This is a genomic window from Stutzerimonas stutzeri, from assembly GCF_024448955.1.
In the GTDB taxonomy this organism is placed as follows: domain Bacteria; phylum Pseudomonadota; class Gammaproteobacteria; order Pseudomonadales; family Pseudomonadaceae; genus Stutzerimonas; species Stutzerimonas stutzeri_AQ.
Map to the genome: position 1 here is coordinate 132,321 of NZ_JAMOIH010000001.1, position 13,881 is coordinate 146,201.

Sequence of the window (13,881 nt, forward strand, 5' to 3'; positions counted from 1 at the left end):
TTATTAGATCAGTACACCGGATACCGTTCAGGCCAGTACACCGGACTGACGCATGGCGTCGCGAAGCGGCTCCTGGCAACGCTGGCTGAGCCAGGTCAGCGGCAGGCGAATACCGTCCGACATCAGGCCCATTTCGTGCAGCGCCCATTTCACCGGAATTGGATTGGCCTCGATGAACAGCGTCTGATGCAGGGGCATCAGCAATGCGTTGATGGCACGCGCCTTCTCCGCATCACCGGCAATGGCGGCAGCGCATAGCTCGCTCATGGCGCGGGGCGCGACGTTCGCCGTGACGGAAATATTGCCTTTGCCACCCATCAGCATCAGCTCAACGGCGGTGGCATCGTCTCCGGAGTAGACAAGAAAGTCCTTGCCGACCCGATCGAGCACTTCCTGGCCACGCTTGAGGTCGCCCGTCGCCTCTTTGATGCCGATGATGTTCGGCACCTTGGATAAACGCTCGACGGTTTCCGGCAGCATGTCGCAAGCGGTACGCCCGGGCACGTTGTAGAGAATCTGTGGGATCGCCACGGCTTCGGCGATATGGCGGAAGTGCAAGTACATGCCTTCCTGGGTCGGCTTGTTGTAGTAGGGCGTGACCAGCAGGCAGGCATCCGCTCCGGCTGCCTTGGCATTTTCAGTCAGTTCGACGGCTTCGCGAGTGGAGTTGGCACCGGTGCCAGCAATCACCGGAATGCGACCGTTGACTTGATCCACCACCCGGCGGATTACCTCGATATGCTCGGGCACTTCGAGCGTCGCCGACTCGCCAGTGGTACCCACCGCAACGATCGCATTGGTGCCTTCCTGAAGATGGAAGTCCACCAGTTTGCTCAGGCTGTCCCAATCAAGACCGCCCTGCGCGTCCATGGGAGTGACGAGCGCCACCATACTGCCTGAGATCATGCAACCACTCCTGCCGGAAAAAGAGAGGCGTAATGGTACAAGGCTCCTGAGCGCTTTGCGAGTACGCTGGTTACATCCCACCGTCGGAACGACCGAGCGCCAGCGTTGCGCTTTTCGGACTTACACCGCACACGCATTCCCTCGGGCGGTGCTTTTCGCTAACCTTAGCCATTTTCGGCTTGGCTGGCCGTCCGATTCATCTTCGCCAGGAACCTGCATGTCCACCCCCTCAGTACCTCGAGAACAGTTTCTCGTCATCAGCGCCATGGGCCGCAACCCTATGGCGCTCACCAACGTACTTTGCAGAGCGAGCAACGAGAATCGCTGCGCCGTAGTCAGTACGCGCCTGACCCGACATGGCGAATGCTGTGCGCTGGTCCTAGAGATCACCGGGACCTGGGACGCCCTCGCTCGCATGGAGACGGCGCTACCGAGCCTGGCCAAGAAGCACGACTTCACCACCAACGTGGTGCGCAGCGAACCATCGGAAACCCGCCCGCAGGCACTCCCTTACGTAGCCTATGTCAGTTCGGTGTACCGTCCGGACATACTCAATGAGCTGTGCCAGTTCTTCATCGACCACCGCGTCGAGCTGGAAAACCTCACTTGCGACACCTACCAGGCGCCCCAGACCGGCGGCACCATGCTCAACGCGACGCTGACCGTCACGCTACCGGCAGGTACGCAAATCAGCTGGCTGCGTGATCAATTTCTGGATTTTGCCGACGCACTGAATCTGGACGCGCTGATAGAGCCCTGGCGCCCGCAAAATCCCTGATAAGGAAACAAGTGATGGCCGTAGCAATCGACCAGCCCGTTCCGCCCTTCCAGGCCCAAGCCACTGGCGACACCCAAATCAGCCTCGACACGCTGAAGGGCAAGCAGGTGGTGCTCTACTTTTATCCCAAGGACAACACGCCAGGCTGCACCACTCAGGGCCAGGGCTTCCGCGATTTGCACCCGGAGTTCAACGAAGCCAACACGCTGATCTTCGGCGTTTCGCGAGATAGCCTGCGGACACACGAGAACTTCAAGGCTAAGCAGGCGTTTCCTTTCGAGCTCATTAGCGACAAGACCGAAGAGCTTTGCCAGCTGTTCGATGTGATAAAGCTGAAGAAGCTGTATGGCAAGGAATACATGGGCGTGGACCGCAGCACCTTCCTCATCGACCGCGACGGCGTGCTTCGCCAGGAGTGGCGAGGCGTGAAGGTTCCCGGACATGTCGAAGCCGTTTTGCAGGCCGCTCAAGCACTGCATCGACAATAAGCGAAGGCCGGTAGTACCGGCCTTTCTCGTTCTAGCCGACGTCCACCTCCGGGACCGTGGGTGGCCTGCGCGGCCAAGCGTATAGCACCGCCTTGAACAAGGTAGCCAGGGGGATCGCGAAAAACACCCCCCAGAATCCCCAGAGGCCGCCGAATAACAGCACCGAGCAGATAATGGCCACCGGGTGCAGGTTCACCGCTTCGGAGAACAGCAAAGGCACGAGGACATTGCCATCCAAGGCCTGAATGATCGCGTAGGCCACCATCAAGTAGATGAACTGGTCACCCAGCCCCCACTGGAACAAGCCAATCAGGGCGATGGGAATGGTCACCACGGTCGCACCGATATAAGGCACCACAACCGAGACTCCCACCAGCAGCGCCAGCAGCGCGGCATAGTTGAGTTCCAGCGCAGCGAACACCGCATACGACACTACGCCGCAGATCAGGATCTCGATCGCCTTGCCCCGAATGTAATTGGCGATCTGCACGTTCATTTCCTGAGACACCTGAGTAATCAACGCACGCTCACGCGGCAGGTAGCCGCTCAACCAGTCGCTTATCTGCTGGCGATCCTTGAGAAAGAAGAACACAAGAATCGGTACCAGGATCAGATAGATCATCAGGCTTAACAGCAATGGCAGGCTGGACAACGACGACGTCAGCACCACCTGACCGTAGCGGCCTACCTCGCCGCGCATGAAATCGATGCCACGCAGCACCTGCTCTTCGGTAAGCAGCTGCGGGTAGCGCTCGGGCAGAAGCAGCAACAAGGACTGCCATTCCACAAGCATCCGTGGCAGCTCGTTGAACAGGGTCAGCACCTGCTGCCAGACCAAGGGCGCAAGAAACAGCATGCAAACCGTGAGCGCACCGACGAACAGCAAAAATACCAGCCAGACCGCCACGAGATGGGGAATCCTGATGCGCTCCAGCGCGCCGACCAATCCCTGCATCAGGTAGGCGAGCACTAGGCCGGCAATGACCGGCGCAAGCATGTCGCCCAGCGTCAGAACCGCAGCAAAGGCAACCACCAACAGGACAGCCAGGACCACCGCTTCCTCATCGGAGAAATAGCGATGGGCCCAGCTGCGCAATACCTTGAGCATATGCTTCCTTAGAGGCTTTCAGCCTTACGCAGCCAGTAGCGATAGAGACCTTCATCCGCCTCTTCGCGTAACAGAGCATGGCCGGACAATCTGGCGAAACTACGAAAATCTCGCTGCGAGCCCGGATCGGTCGCGGTAACCTTCAGTACCTGCCCGCTGGCTAGTCGGTTGAGTTCAAGTTTAGCCTTGAGCAGCGGCATCGGGCATTCCAGTCCGACCGCATCCAGCTCGGCATCGCAGGTGACAGGCACGGTCTGTTGGGTCATGTTCATCTCCTCGAAAGGAGCGCAGGATACCGACCCGCGCCCGCCCCTGGCCAGCCACCCTGGCACAAGGCTACAGTAACGCTCCTGCCTTTATGAGCCAGTCTGGATGAAATTGCTGCGCCCCACCCTGCTGACACTGGCGTGCCTGATTGCGCAGCCGGTTATGGCCAATGACCTGCCCTCTCTCGGTGACTCCAGCTCAGGCATCGTCTCGCCAGAGCAGGAGTATCAACTGGGCCGGGCGTGGCTCAGCCTGCTTCGCGGACAGGTTCCGCAGTTGTCCGACCCGCTGCTGAAAGACTACCTGGAACGCAGCGTCTATCGCCTGGCCGAGACCAGTCAGCTGCAAGACCGCCGCCTGGAGTTTGTGTTGCTCGAAAGCCCGCAGTTGAACGCGTTTGCCGCGCCAGGCGGGATCATCGGCGTCAACGGCGGCCTGTTTCTTCACGCACAGACCGAAGCCGAATACGCCTCGGTACTCGCACACGAACTAGCGCACCTGTCCCAACGCCATTTCGCGCGCGGCCTGGAGGCGCAAAAGCGTATGCAGCTACCGCTGATGGCAGCGATGCTCGCGGGCGTCGTAGCGGCCGCAGCCGGCGCGGGCGATGCAGGCATTGCCGCGATCGTTTCGACCCAGGCTGCGGCGATCCAGGCACAACGACGCTTCTCCCGACAGAACGAACAGGAAGCTGATCGCATCGGCATCGTCAATCTCGAGCGAGCAGGCTACGACCCTCGCGCCATGCCGCAGATGTTCGGTCGTCTGATGCGCCAGTATCGCTATGACCAGAAACCGCCCGAATTCCTCCTGACCCACCCGGTTACGGAATCGCGCATCGCCGATACCAAAAACCGCGCCGAACAGTATCCGGCTGGCGGCGTGCAAGACAGCCTGCGGTATCAGCTGATGCGTGCACGAGTCGACCTTAAATTCGAAAGCACGCCCGGTCTCAGCGCCAAGCGCTTCCGAGCCATGCTCAATGAAGACGAAAGCCTGGATGCTGCTCGCTACGGCCTGGCGCTCGCTCAGATCAAAAGTGGCCAACTCTCGGACGCCGCCGCCAGCCTGCAACCGCTACTGGCGGAGTCGCCGGATGAGGTCAGCTACAACCTGGCGCAGATCGAGTTGGATATTACCGCTAACCGACTGGCAGCAGCACGCGAGCGAACCCAGACCCTGCTCAATCTCTACCCCAGCAGTTACCCGGTACGCCAGACGCATATCGATCTGCTGATAAAGGAAGACAAGCTGCAAGAGGCCGAGCAAGAGCTGGACAAGCTGGTCGAAGCACGCCCCAAGGACCCGGACATTTGGTATCAGGTTTCGGAGATCCGGGGACTTACCGGAAACATACTGGGGCTACACCAGGGCCGAGCTGAATTCTTCGCCCTGGTCGGGGATTACGATCAGGCGATCGAGCAACTGGATCTCGCCAAACGCCGATCGAGCAATTTTCAGACAGCCGCACGTATCGACGCCCGGCAGAAACAGCTGATCGAAGAGAAGCGAATGATCGAGGAGATGCTGCGCTGAGCGTGCAGCAGCTCCCTCGACGACAATGATGTCAGGCGTTGCCAGCCTGCTTGATACGCGCAGCCTGAGTGAAATCCAGCATGCGCTTGAGCGGCTTGACCGCCCGCGGAACCAAGGCTGGATCGACGAATATCTCGTTGCTGCCGGTGCGCAGGCAATGCAGCGTACGCTCGAGCGTGTTCATCGCCATCCATGGGCAATGTGCGCAGCTACGGCAGGCGGCTCCGCTACCTGCCGTCGGCGCCTCGATAAACGCCTTATCAGGACAAAGCTGCTGCATCTTGTAAAAGATGCCGCGGTCGGTGGCAACGATGAAAGTTGGATTCGTCAGCGTCTGGGCCGCCTTGATCAGCTGGCTGGTGGACCCAACGGCATCCGCCAGAGCGATCACCGATTCAGGTGACTCAGGATGAACCAGAACGGCAGCATCCGGATATAACGCCTTCATATCTTCGAGCTGCTTCGCCTTGAATTCTTCATGGACGATGCAGGCGCCATCCCAGAGCAGCATGTCGGCTCCGGTTTCACGCTGCACATAGCTGCCGAGATGCTTGTCTGGAGCCCAGATAATCTTCTCGCCGTTGTCCATCAGGCTTTCGACGATTTCCAGCGCACAACTCGAGGTAACTACCCAGTCAGCCCGGGCCTTCACAGCCGCCGAAGTATTGGCATATACCACGACGGTGCGCTCTGGATGCTGATCACAAAAAGCCGAAAACTCTTCCACCGGGCAACCGAGATCCAGCGAGCAAGTGGCCTCCAATGTCGGCATCAGCACCCGCTTTTCAGGATTGAGGATCTTCGCCGTCTCACCCATGAACTTGACGCCCGCGACCACCACAGTCTGCGCCGAGTGTTCGTTGCCGAAGCGGGCCATCTCCAGCGAATCGGAAACACAGCCTCCGGTTTCCTCGGCGAGCGACTGGATCACCGGGTCGGTGTAGTAATGCGCCACGAGCACCGCATTCTGGCGCTTCAACTCGACAGCGATATCGTCGCGCAATTGGGCTTCCTGCTCGGGCGACAGCGGCTGGGGTTGTTTGGCTGCCAGGTGAGCCTGCACAAGAATGCGTTCGGGTATCTGCGTCATATTCGCGGTCCTGCAAAAGCACGTTATTGCATGAAGCGCCGAGTATACCCGGCCAGCCTGTTCAAATCGGACGAGGCGAAAGAGGGAGACAGTGCGAGGTGCAGTCCGCCGCCCCCTGCCCGCTCAAGGGGCAGGAATACTAGCTGAAGCGTCTGCAAAAGTGAAAGCGAGGGGACAAACGAAGGTGTTAAGGCTCACCCAAATGAAAACCGCCGGCATTTGCCGGCGGTTATCGATCACTTGTCTTTGAGCATATGACCGCGTTCTTCCAAATTGATGTGCCAGCTCATGGCTTCGCGCAACATATGTGGAGTCTGGCCGCCCTTGTCGCATGCGCCTTCGAAGTACTGGTTCAGCGCATCACGGTACGAAGGATGAACGCAGTTATCGATGATCACGCGGGCCCGCTCGCGCGGCGCCAGGCCACGCAGATCCGCCAGGCCTTGCTCGGTGACGAGAATTTCCACGTCATGTTCGGTGTGGTCGACATGCGCAACCATCGGTACAACACTGGAAATGTTGCCGCCCTTGGCGATCGACTTGGTCACGAAGATGGCCATGTGCGCGTTACGCGCGAAGTCACCGGAACCACCGATGCCATTCATCATCTTGGTACCGCCGACATGCGTCGAGTTGACGTTGCCGTAGATGTCGAACTCCAGAGCGGTGTTGATCCCAACGATACCCAGACGACGCACCAGTTCTGGATGGTTGGAGATTTCCTGCGGACGCAGCACCAGCTTATCCTTGTACTTCTCCAGGTTGCCGAATACGCGATCGTTGCAGCGCTCGGACAGGGTGATGGAGCAACCGGAAGCGAACTTCATCTTGCCAGCATCGATCAATTCGAAGGTGCAGTCCTGCAGCACTTCGGAGTACATCACCAGATCTTCGAACGGCGAGTCGATCAGACCACATACCACGGCATTGGCGATGTTGCCGATACCCACCTGCATCGGACCAAGGTTCTTCGCCATGCGACCTTCATCGACTTCCTTCTTGAAGAATTCGATCAGGTGATTGGCGATGGCCTGGGTTTCTTCGTCTGCTGGCGTGACGGTGGAATAAGAATCCGGCTGCTCGGTAATGACGATAGCGGCGATCTTGGCCGGGTCGACCGGAATGGCGGCGGTGCCGATACGATCGTCGACCTTGGTCAGCGGGATCGGACCACGGTTCGGACGCTCACCCGGGAAATAGATGTCGTGCAGACCTTCCAGGTTAAGGTTATGCGCAAGGTTCAGCTCGACAATGATCTTGTCGGCGAACACCGCTAGATTGGCGGAGTTACCGACTGAGGTAGTCGGGACGATGTGACCCTGCTCGGTGATGCTCACGGCCTCGATGATGGTCACGTCCGGGCGCTTGATTTGGTTGTTGCGCATCTGCTCGACGGTGTGGGAGAGATGCTGGTCGATGAACATGACCTCGCCCTGGTTGATCGCCTTGCGCAGAACGGCATCCGCCTGGAACGGTCCACGGCGAGCCAACAAACCGGCTGCGGCCATTTTCCCATCCAGGTCGTTACCGAGGCTGGCACCAGTGATGAGACTGATCTTCAGCTTTTCGTCCTTGGCGCGATCGATCAACGCCAAAGGCACTGCTTTAGCCTCACCCGCACGGGTAAAGCCGCTCATGCCGACGGTCATGCCGTCTTGAATAAGAGTAGCGGCCTCTTCGGCGCTCATGACCTTGCTCTGCAGGGAGGACAAGCGGATGCGATCAGAATACATTTGAGCCTCAAACCAACGGACAATCGGGAGGTCGCAGTCTATTACGTTTAATCTCGGCTGAGTCACAGACGAAGGTCGTAGTGAAAACACCTTTTATAACTGACGGAAATAACCCGTTTTTCTTGCCGTGAATTGCGAACATAAAAAAACCGGATGACCTAGCGGCCTCCGGCTTTCTGCTCCCCAAGGGGAATATGGTGGGTCGTGTAGGATTCGAACCTACGACCAATTGGTTAAAAGCCAACTGCTCTACCAACTGAGCTAACGACCCAATGCGGGGCGCATGATACTGATTTGATTGATTAAATCAAAGTTTTTTTGGAAAAAATTAACGGTAGCGAGTCGGATCCGAAAGGCCGGCCTGCTCAAAACCTGCGGCTCGCAAACGGCAGCTGTCGCACTTTCCACAAGCACGCCCATCGTCGTCGGCCTGATAGCATGAGACGGTCATCGCATAATCAACACCCAGACGGGCACCAGCCTGGACGATCTCCGCCTTGCTCAAGTTCTGCAAGGGTGCACGAATGGCAAACCCCTGCCCCTCCACGCCAGCCTTGGTCGCAAGATTGGCCATGCGCTCGAAGGCATCGATAAATTCTGGACGGCAATCGGGGTAACCGGAGTAGTCGACGGCATTGACTCCAATGAAAATATCCTGAGCGCCGAGCACCTCCGCCCAGCCCAACGCCAACGAGAGAAACACGGTGTTGCGTGCCGGCACGTAGGTTACCGGTATGCCTTCCTCCGGCGCCTCCGGCACCTCGATGCTACAGTCGGTGAGCGCCGAGCCCCCTATCCCATCGAGATTCATGCCGATGACCTTGTGTTCCACCACGCCCAATTGGCGAGCAACCCGCTCGGCAGCCTGCAGCTCCGCACGGTGACGCTGACCATAATCGAAGCTCATGGTGTAGCAAGCGTAACCTTGCGCTTTGGCCATCGCGACAACGGTCGCAGAATCGAGTCCGCCCGAAAGGAGGATTACGGCTTTCTTGTCAGTCATTAGGTTTACCTGTGAAAACTTCGGCTCCAGGACTAAAGCCGCTCCGGCGGACATTAATGGCCGGGCGCATCGTTCCAGAGAATTTTGTGCAGTTGAAGCTGCAAACGAACCGGAAGATTGTCGCTGACGATCCAGTCAGCCAACGCTCTGGCATCGACTTGCCGATGGCTAGGCGAAAACAGCACCTCGCCAGCACGAGCATCCAGCCGGTACTCGATAAGCTTGGATACAGCCCAGTCGTAATCTTCGCGTGAACAAATTACGAACTTGACCTGATCGTTCCGTGTTAGCTGACCGATGTTCTCGTAGAGATTGCGACCCATCTCGCCCGAGGCCGGGGTCTTCAGATCGACAACCCGGCTTACTCGAGTGTCGGTATCGGAAATATCCAGCGCACCACTTGTCTCCAGCGAAACTTCATAGCCCGCGTCGCAGAGTTCGCGCAGCAGCGGCAGACAGTTCGGTTGAGCCAGCGGTTCGCCCCCCGTGACGCAGACGTAGCGAGGCTTATAGGACGCGACCCGCTCGAGAATTGCTTCGAGCGGCATGATCTCGCCACCACTGAAAGCGTAGGCGGTATCGCAGTAATGACAGCGCAGGGGGCAGCCGGTCAGGCGGACGAACACAGTAGGCAGGCCACTGGTACGGGTCTCCCCCTGCAGCGAGTAGAAAATCTCGGAAATTCGCAGGGTATTTTGCATATCAGCCACGGGCGTGACGGCTAAACAGGCCATCCGCCTCCGTTGCGGGAAAAGGGCAGCGATTCTAACGAAAAAACCCGCTCAATGGGCGGGTTTTTGTTAACTGGCGCCGACGGATCGGCTTATCGATTCAGTTGGCGCTGAGCCAACTGCGCAGCCGAGCTGTTCGGGTAGTCGGCAATAACCTGACGAAGGATCCCGTCAGCCTTGTCACGATTGCCCAGCCGCACCTCGACATCCGCAAGCTTGTACAGCGAGTCAGGAACCTTGCTGTGCTGAGGATACGTCTGACTGACCTTCGCGAATGCCTGGCCGGCCCCCTGCAAATCTCCCTTGGCGAGATTGACCTCGCCCAGCCAGTACTGTGCATTACCGGCATAGGGGCTTTGGGGATATTTACGCAAGAAGGCGGAAAAAGCCTGGCTGGCTTTGTCGAAATCCTTCGCCTTGATCAGATCGAAAGCGGCGTCGTAGTAAAGCTTTTCCCTTTCGGGATCCACCGACTGACTGTTTGCCTGATCTTGCCCGGACGCATTCGCGGGCGCTTGCACCGAGCCACCGGCGTTACTGCTGCCCGTGGCTGACGAATTCTGGCTGGCCAAACCGCCTGATGCGGCGTTCGCCAAGCGACTATCCAAATCCTGATAACGCTCCAGGCCCTCCTGTTTCAGGCGCTGGATCTCATTCTGTTGCACTTCCAGCATACCGCGCAGTTGCGCGATTTCTTCCTGCATCTGCTGCAACTGAACGAAGAGCATGCTCTGCGCCGAAGACGGAGCCGACGCTCCGCCCCCGACATAGGCACCGCCAGTATCTGCTCCAGAGGAATAGCCCGACTCAGGCACACCGCTTTGGGTTTGCGAGTCATATTCGACCACTGGGACTTGAGCCGCCGCGAAAAGCGGAAGACCAAGCGCGATAAGCGTCAGAACGTAACGGTGCTTGAGCATGACTTATTACTTACGCAGCTCAACGCGGCGGTTCTGAGCCCAGGACTGCTCGTCGTTGCCCATGGCAACCGGACGCTCTTCGCCGTAGGAAACCAGCTCCAGCTGAGCAGGAGAAACGCCCTGCAGAACCAGGTAGCGCTGAACAGCCTTGGAGCGACGCTCGCCCAGAGCCATGTTGTACTCACGAGTACCGCGCTCGTCGGTGTGGCCTTCCAGAACGACACGGTTGCCAGCGGACTTCAGGTCCTTGGCATGAACGTCCAGCGCGCGCATGGCTTCCGGCTTCAAGTCCGAGCTGTCGTATTCGAAGTAGAAAGTAGTGATAGCGCGCAGAGCGGCTTCTTCGCCACCCATGCTGCCGTCGACAGCACCGCTGTCAGCGCCGTAGCCAGCGTTCGGATCAATGGCGGAGGAACCTTCGCCAGAGTCGTCGCCACCCTTGGACGAACAACCAACAGCTACGGCCATAGCCAGAGTCAGCGCAGCGAACTTACCGAATTTCAGCATTTCCATGTGTAACAACCCCAGTTGTGTTTTTGGTTAGTAAAGCGTTGATACCGCATCAGTTCAGGTAAGGGGACCACGATGGCTCACGGACTTCGCCTTGAGCAGTAGGAAGCGGGAGCCTAACTCGACCATTGATTGATACGAGCATCAAGACTCCCCGGCCCTGCTGGCGGGTCGCGTAGATTAGCATGGTGCCATTAGGCGCAACAGTGGGCGACTCATCTAAACTCGTATCTGAGAGTAGCCGTAAATTGCCGCGCTGCAGGTCCTGTGCTGCCACCTTGAAATTGGTATAGCCCTCCTGGCGATGAATCATCACCAGCGTCTTTTCATCTGCCGATAGTTTCGGGTTTGCGTTGTAGTTACCAACGAAAGTGACTCGTTCGGCATTATTGCTACCCAGACGCTGCTTGTAGATCTGTGGCTTGCCCGCACGATCCGAGGTGAAGTAGATAGTCTGACCGTCGGCGCCCCAGAAAGGCTCCGTGTCAATTGCGTAATGATTGGTGAGTCGCTGCAACTGACGCGATCCAAGATCCATCACGTAAATCTCCGGATTGCCATCCTTCGACAGCACGAACGCCAGGCGATTGCCGTCCGGCGAGAACGCCGGCGCACCGTTGAGCCCTTCGAAGTTGGTGATTTGCTCGCGACGCCCCGTGTCAATGTGCTGCATAAAGATGCGTGGACGCTTCTGTTCGAACGAAACATAGGCGATTCGACGGCCATCCGGAGAATAGCGCGGCGACAGAATCGGTTCACGCGATTGCAGCAGAGTCACGGCGCGCGCACCGTCGTAGTCGGAGCGCTGCAGTGTGTAACGCGTATTGGTTCCGCCGAGACGTTCAGCGGTAACGTAGAGCAAGCGCGTGGAGAAAGCCCCCTTGATGCCCGTCAGCTTTTCGAACGCCTGATCAGCCGCGAAATGCGCCATATCCCGCAGCTGATCCTGACCGCCACCCACGGTACCCGTCATGACCTGCTGTTCGGTGGTCACATTGAACACCTCGTAGCGGATCTGCAGCTTGCCGGCCGAAGGCTCGATGTTGCCGACCATGACGTACTGGGCGCCCAATGCCTTCCAGTCACGAAAAATGATTTCGCTGCCACGAGTCGGCAGGCTGATCATGTTCTGCTTGGGAATCGGCTGGAAAATACCGGTATTGCGCATGTCATTGCCGATGATTTCTGCCATGTCTTCCGGCAGCACAGTGCCGCCCTGCCAACCGAACGGCACAACCGCGATCGGAATCGCACGATCGGTACCGCTGGTGACGACAATGTTCTTCTCCTGCGCCACGGCACTGCCCATCACGAACAGGAAAAAGACGAAAAAACCTCGAAGGTAATTGATCACAACGCTAGATCCTCAGGCGTAAATGTCATCGTGAACGAGCGATACGGCTGAAACTCCTGGGCAGAGAGCCCCTGCATTTCGGTCAGCCGACCAATATTTTTTACCGCCGCGACAGCAGAGTTGTCGAAAGGCGCATCACCACTCGAGCGCGAAACGGTTGCAGCAGTGATGGTGCCATCCGGCAGCATGTTGACCCTGAGCGTTACCGACATGTTGTTCCGGGCCGATGGCGGTCGGGTCCAGCCCTCTGCCGCACGCATACGAATCAGGTCATCGAAGTTACCAGCCACCTGATCACCTTGGGTGTCAGCCAGGGCCTGCTGCCGCTCCGTGTCTTCAGACAACAGCTCGGCAAGTGCTTGTGCCTTCTTGTCCTCAGCAGCCTTGCGGGCAGCCTCGGCTGCTTTCTTCTTGGCTTCTTCGGCGGCCTTTTTCTTCGCAGCCTCAGCTGCCGCCTTTTTCTTGTCCTCTGCCGCTTTCTTTTTCGCGGCCTCGGCAGCAGCTTTCTTCTTGGCTTCTTCGGCAGCCTTTTTCTTGGCCGCCTCGTCAGCCGCTTTCTTCTTGGCGATATCCGCCTGTTTTTTCTGTTCGGCTAGTTTCTTGGCTTCTTCGGCTTTTTTCGCCTCCGCGGACTTCTTTGCCGCGTCAGCCTTCGCTGCTTCGGCCTTTCGAGCCTCGTCCGCCTTCTTTTGTTCCGCTGCCTTGGCGGCGGCCTGTTTCTGCTGCTCGGCCTTGCGCTGTTCCAGCTGCTCAGCTTCGTACTGCTTGGCCGCCGTTTTCTGAGCCTCACCCGCAATCTTCTGATTCGTCTGAGTCGTAGCTTGGCTCTGAGATTTGAGCTGGTACAAGGTCGCCTGAACGATGGGCTTGGATGGCGGCAGCTCCGGCGTCATGGCGAAGCTGACGAAGAGCATTCCGAAAATAACGATGTGCAGACCGACCGCCAGAATGGTGGGCCAGTAGTAGCTCTCCGAGCGTGAACGTTCCAGCTGTTGCATCAAGGCGCCTCGGTGATCAAGCCGACGTTACCGACACCCGCTTCCTGCAGCCCGCCCATGGCAGACATCACCGAACCGTAGTCCACCGCCTTGTCGCCGCGCACGAACACCTGAACCTGCTTACCCTGGCTACGGTTCTGGTTCATGATCGCGGTGACCGCCTTGGTCATCTCATCCAGTGTCAGGGCCTGATCCTGAACGGTTTCGGTGTCCACTTCGCTCCCGATGTTCCAGAAGTAAGTCTTGTCCGCCTTGATCGAAATGGTCAGTACTTGAGCATCGTTATCCTGAGGCAGGACTTCGCTGCTGACCTTGGGCAGATCGACCTTTACGCCCTGATTGAGCATCGGCGCGGTCACCATGAAGATGACCAGCAGCACCAGCATCACATCGATGTAGGGCACCACGTTCATCTCGGCGACAGGTTTGCGTCTGTTGCGAATTCTGGCCATGGCCTGG

At 58.2% G+C, this 13,881-nt stretch carries 15 protein-coding genes and 1 tRNA gene; 3 read left to right on the forward strand and 13 right to left on the reverse strand.

Annotated elements, in window-relative coordinates; translation table 11 throughout:
* Positions 1-27: 27 nt before the first annotated feature.
* Positions 28-906, reverse strand: a complete 879-nt coding sequence (gene dapA / locus NA645_RS00590) for a 4-hydroxy-tetrahydrodipicolinate synthase (RefSeq protein ID WP_256047022.1) — start codon at positions 904-906, stop codon at positions 28-30.
* Between the two features lie 217 nt (positions 907-1,123).
* On the opposite strand from dapA, the gene NA645_RS00595 reads away from it, so the two are divergent.
* Positions 1,124-1,684 carry a glycine cleavage system protein R gene (locus NA645_RS00595; protein WP_131650219.1) on the forward strand — a complete coding sequence of 187 codons (561 nt, stop codon included), beginning with the start codon at positions 1,124-1,126 and terminating at the stop codon, positions 1,682-1,684.
* Between the two features lie 14 nt (positions 1,685-1,698).
* On the forward strand, positions 1,699-2,172 hold the full coding sequence (locus NA645_RS00600; RefSeq protein WP_256047024.1) for a peroxiredoxin: 474 nt from the start codon (positions 1,699-1,701) through the stop codon (positions 2,170-2,172).
* 31 nt (positions 2,173-2,203) lie between these two features.
* Here the strand turns inward: NA645_RS00600 and NA645_RS00605 are convergent, their stop codons facing one another.
* Together NA645_RS00605 and NA645_RS00610 are read right to left on the reverse strand one after the other, a co-directional pair.
* Positions 2,204-3,280 carry an AI-2E family transporter gene (locus tag NA645_RS00605; RefSeq protein ID WP_256047025.1) on the reverse strand — a complete coding sequence of 359 codons (1,077 nt, stop codon included), beginning with the start codon at positions 3,278-3,280 and terminating at the stop codon, positions 2,204-2,206.
* A gap of 8 nt (positions 3,281-3,288) precedes the next feature.
* A complete protein-coding gene (locus NA645_RS00610) occupies positions 3,289-3,546 on the reverse strand; it encodes a sulfurtransferase TusA family protein (RefSeq protein ID WP_256047027.1) in 258 nt (85 codons plus the stop codon).
* Between the two features lie 106 nt (positions 3,547-3,652).
* On the opposite strand from NA645_RS00610, the gene NA645_RS00615 reads away from it, so the two are divergent.
* A complete protein-coding gene (locus NA645_RS00615; protein ID WP_256047028.1) occupies positions 3,653-5,083 on the forward strand; it encodes a M48 family metalloprotease in 1,431 nt (476 codons plus the stop codon).
* A 31-nt stretch (positions 5,084-5,114) separates the two neighbouring features.
* Here the strand turns inward: NA645_RS00615 and nadA are convergent, their stop codons facing one another.
* The 10 genes from nadA to tolR all read right to left on the reverse strand — a co-directional run bounded on the left by nadA (position 5,115) and on the right by tolR (position 13,874).
* A complete protein-coding gene (nadA, locus tag NA645_RS00620) occupies positions 5,115-6,173 on the reverse strand; it encodes a quinolinate synthase NadA (RefSeq protein ID WP_256047029.1) in 1,059 nt (352 codons plus the stop codon).
* 236 nt (positions 6,174-6,409) lie between these two features.
* Positions 6,410-7,906, reverse strand: a complete 1,497-nt coding sequence (locus NA645_RS00625; RefSeq protein WP_256047031.1) for an acetyl-CoA hydrolase/transferase family protein — start codon at positions 7,904-7,906, stop codon at positions 6,410-6,412.
* Between the two features lie 195 nt (positions 7,907-8,101).
* Positions 8,102-8,177, reverse strand: a tRNA-Lys gene (locus tag NA645_RS00630).
* Between the two features lie 57 nt (positions 8,178-8,234).
* Positions 8,235-8,909: a 7-cyano-7-deazaguanine synthase QueC gene (queC, locus tag NA645_RS00635; RefSeq protein WP_256047033.1), complete on the reverse strand. Its 675-nt coding sequence runs from the start codon at positions 8,907-8,909 to the stop codon at positions 8,235-8,237.
* Between the two features lie 53 nt (positions 8,910-8,962).
* Positions 8,963-9,610 (reverse strand): 7-carboxy-7-deazaguanine synthase QueE, encoded by a 648-nt coding sequence (queE, locus tag NA645_RS00640; protein WP_256047034.1) that lies wholly within the window; start codon positions 9,608-9,610, stop codon positions 8,963-8,965.
* 122 nt (positions 9,611-9,732) lie between these two features.
* Positions 9,733-10,560, reverse strand: a complete 828-nt coding sequence (gene ybgF / locus NA645_RS00645) for a tol-pal system protein YbgF (RefSeq protein ID WP_256047035.1) — start codon at positions 10,558-10,560, stop codon at positions 9,733-9,735.
* Between the two features lie 6 nt (positions 10,561-10,566).
* On the reverse strand, positions 10,567-11,073 hold the full coding sequence (gene pal / locus NA645_RS00650; RefSeq protein ID WP_131650209.1) for a peptidoglycan-associated lipoprotein Pal: 507 nt from the start codon (positions 11,071-11,073) through the stop codon (positions 10,567-10,569).
* Between the two features lie 49 nt (positions 11,074-11,122).
* Positions 11,123-12,424, reverse strand: a complete 1,302-nt coding sequence (tolB, locus tag NA645_RS00655; protein WP_423836547.1) for a Tol-Pal system beta propeller repeat protein TolB — start codon at positions 12,422-12,424, stop codon at positions 11,123-11,125.
* Positions 12,421-13,422: a cell envelope integrity protein TolA gene (gene tolA / locus NA645_RS00660; protein WP_256047036.1), complete on the reverse strand. Its 1,002-nt coding sequence runs from the start codon at positions 13,420-13,422 to the stop codon at positions 12,421-12,423. Before tolA ends, tolB begins: the two co-directional genes overlap by 4 nt.
* Positions 13,422-13,874 (reverse strand): protein TolR, encoded by a 453-nt coding sequence (gene tolR / locus NA645_RS00665; protein ID WP_131650206.1) that lies wholly within the window; start codon positions 13,872-13,874, stop codon positions 13,422-13,424. Before tolR ends, tolA begins: the two co-directional genes overlap by 1 nt.
* Between the last annotated feature and the right edge of the window lie 7 nt (positions 13,875-13,881).

Coding starts and splice junctions, on each gene's coding strand:
- dapA (WP_256047022.1), bottom strand. CDS start 906: ATGATCTCAGGCAGTATGGTGGCGCTCGTCACTCCCATGGACGCGCAG.
- NA645_RS00595 (WP_131650219.1), top strand. CDS start 1,124: ATGTCCACCCCCTCAGTACCTCGAGAACAGTTTCTCGTCATCAGCGCC.
- NA645_RS00600 (WP_256047024.1), top strand. CDS start 1,699: ATGGCCGTAGCAATCGACCAGCCCGTTCCGCCCTTCCAGGCCCAAGCC.
- NA645_RS00605 (WP_256047025.1), bottom strand. CDS start 3,280: ATGCTCAAGGTATTGCGCAGCTGGGCCCATCGCTATTTCTCCGATGAG.
- NA645_RS00610 (WP_256047027.1), bottom strand. CDS start 3,546: ATGACCCAACAGACCGTGCCTGTCACCTGCGATGCCGAGCTGGATGCG.
- NA645_RS00615 (WP_256047028.1), top strand. CDS start 3,653: ATGAAATTGCTGCGCCCCACCCTGCTGACACTGGCGTGCCTGATTGCG.
- nadA (WP_256047029.1), bottom strand. CDS start 6,173: ATGACGCAGATACCCGAACGCATTCTTGTGCAGGCTCACCTGGCAGCC.
- NA645_RS00625 (WP_256047031.1), bottom strand. CDS start 7,906: ATGTATTCTGATCGCATCCGCTTGTCCTCCCTGCAGAGCAAGGTCATG.
- queC (WP_256047033.1), bottom strand. CDS start 8,909: ATGACTGACAAGAAAGCCGTAATCCTCCTTTCGGGCGGACTCGATTCT.
- queE (WP_256047034.1), bottom strand. CDS start 9,610: ATGCAAAATACCCTGCGAATTTCCGAGATTTTCTACTCGCTGCAGGGG.
- ybgF (WP_256047035.1), bottom strand. CDS start 10,560: ATGCTCAAGCACCGTTACGTTCTGACGCTTATCGCGCTTGGTCTTCCG.
- pal (WP_131650209.1), bottom strand. CDS start 11,073: ATGGAAATGCTGAAATTCGGTAAGTTCGCTGCGCTGACTCTGGCTATG.
- tolA (WP_256047036.1), bottom strand. CDS start 13,422: ATGCAACAGCTGGAACGTTCACGCTCGGAGAGCTACTACTGGCCCACC.
- tolR (WP_131650206.1), bottom strand. CDS start 13,874: ATGGCCAGAATTCGCAACAGACGCAAACCTGTCGCCGAGATGAACGTG.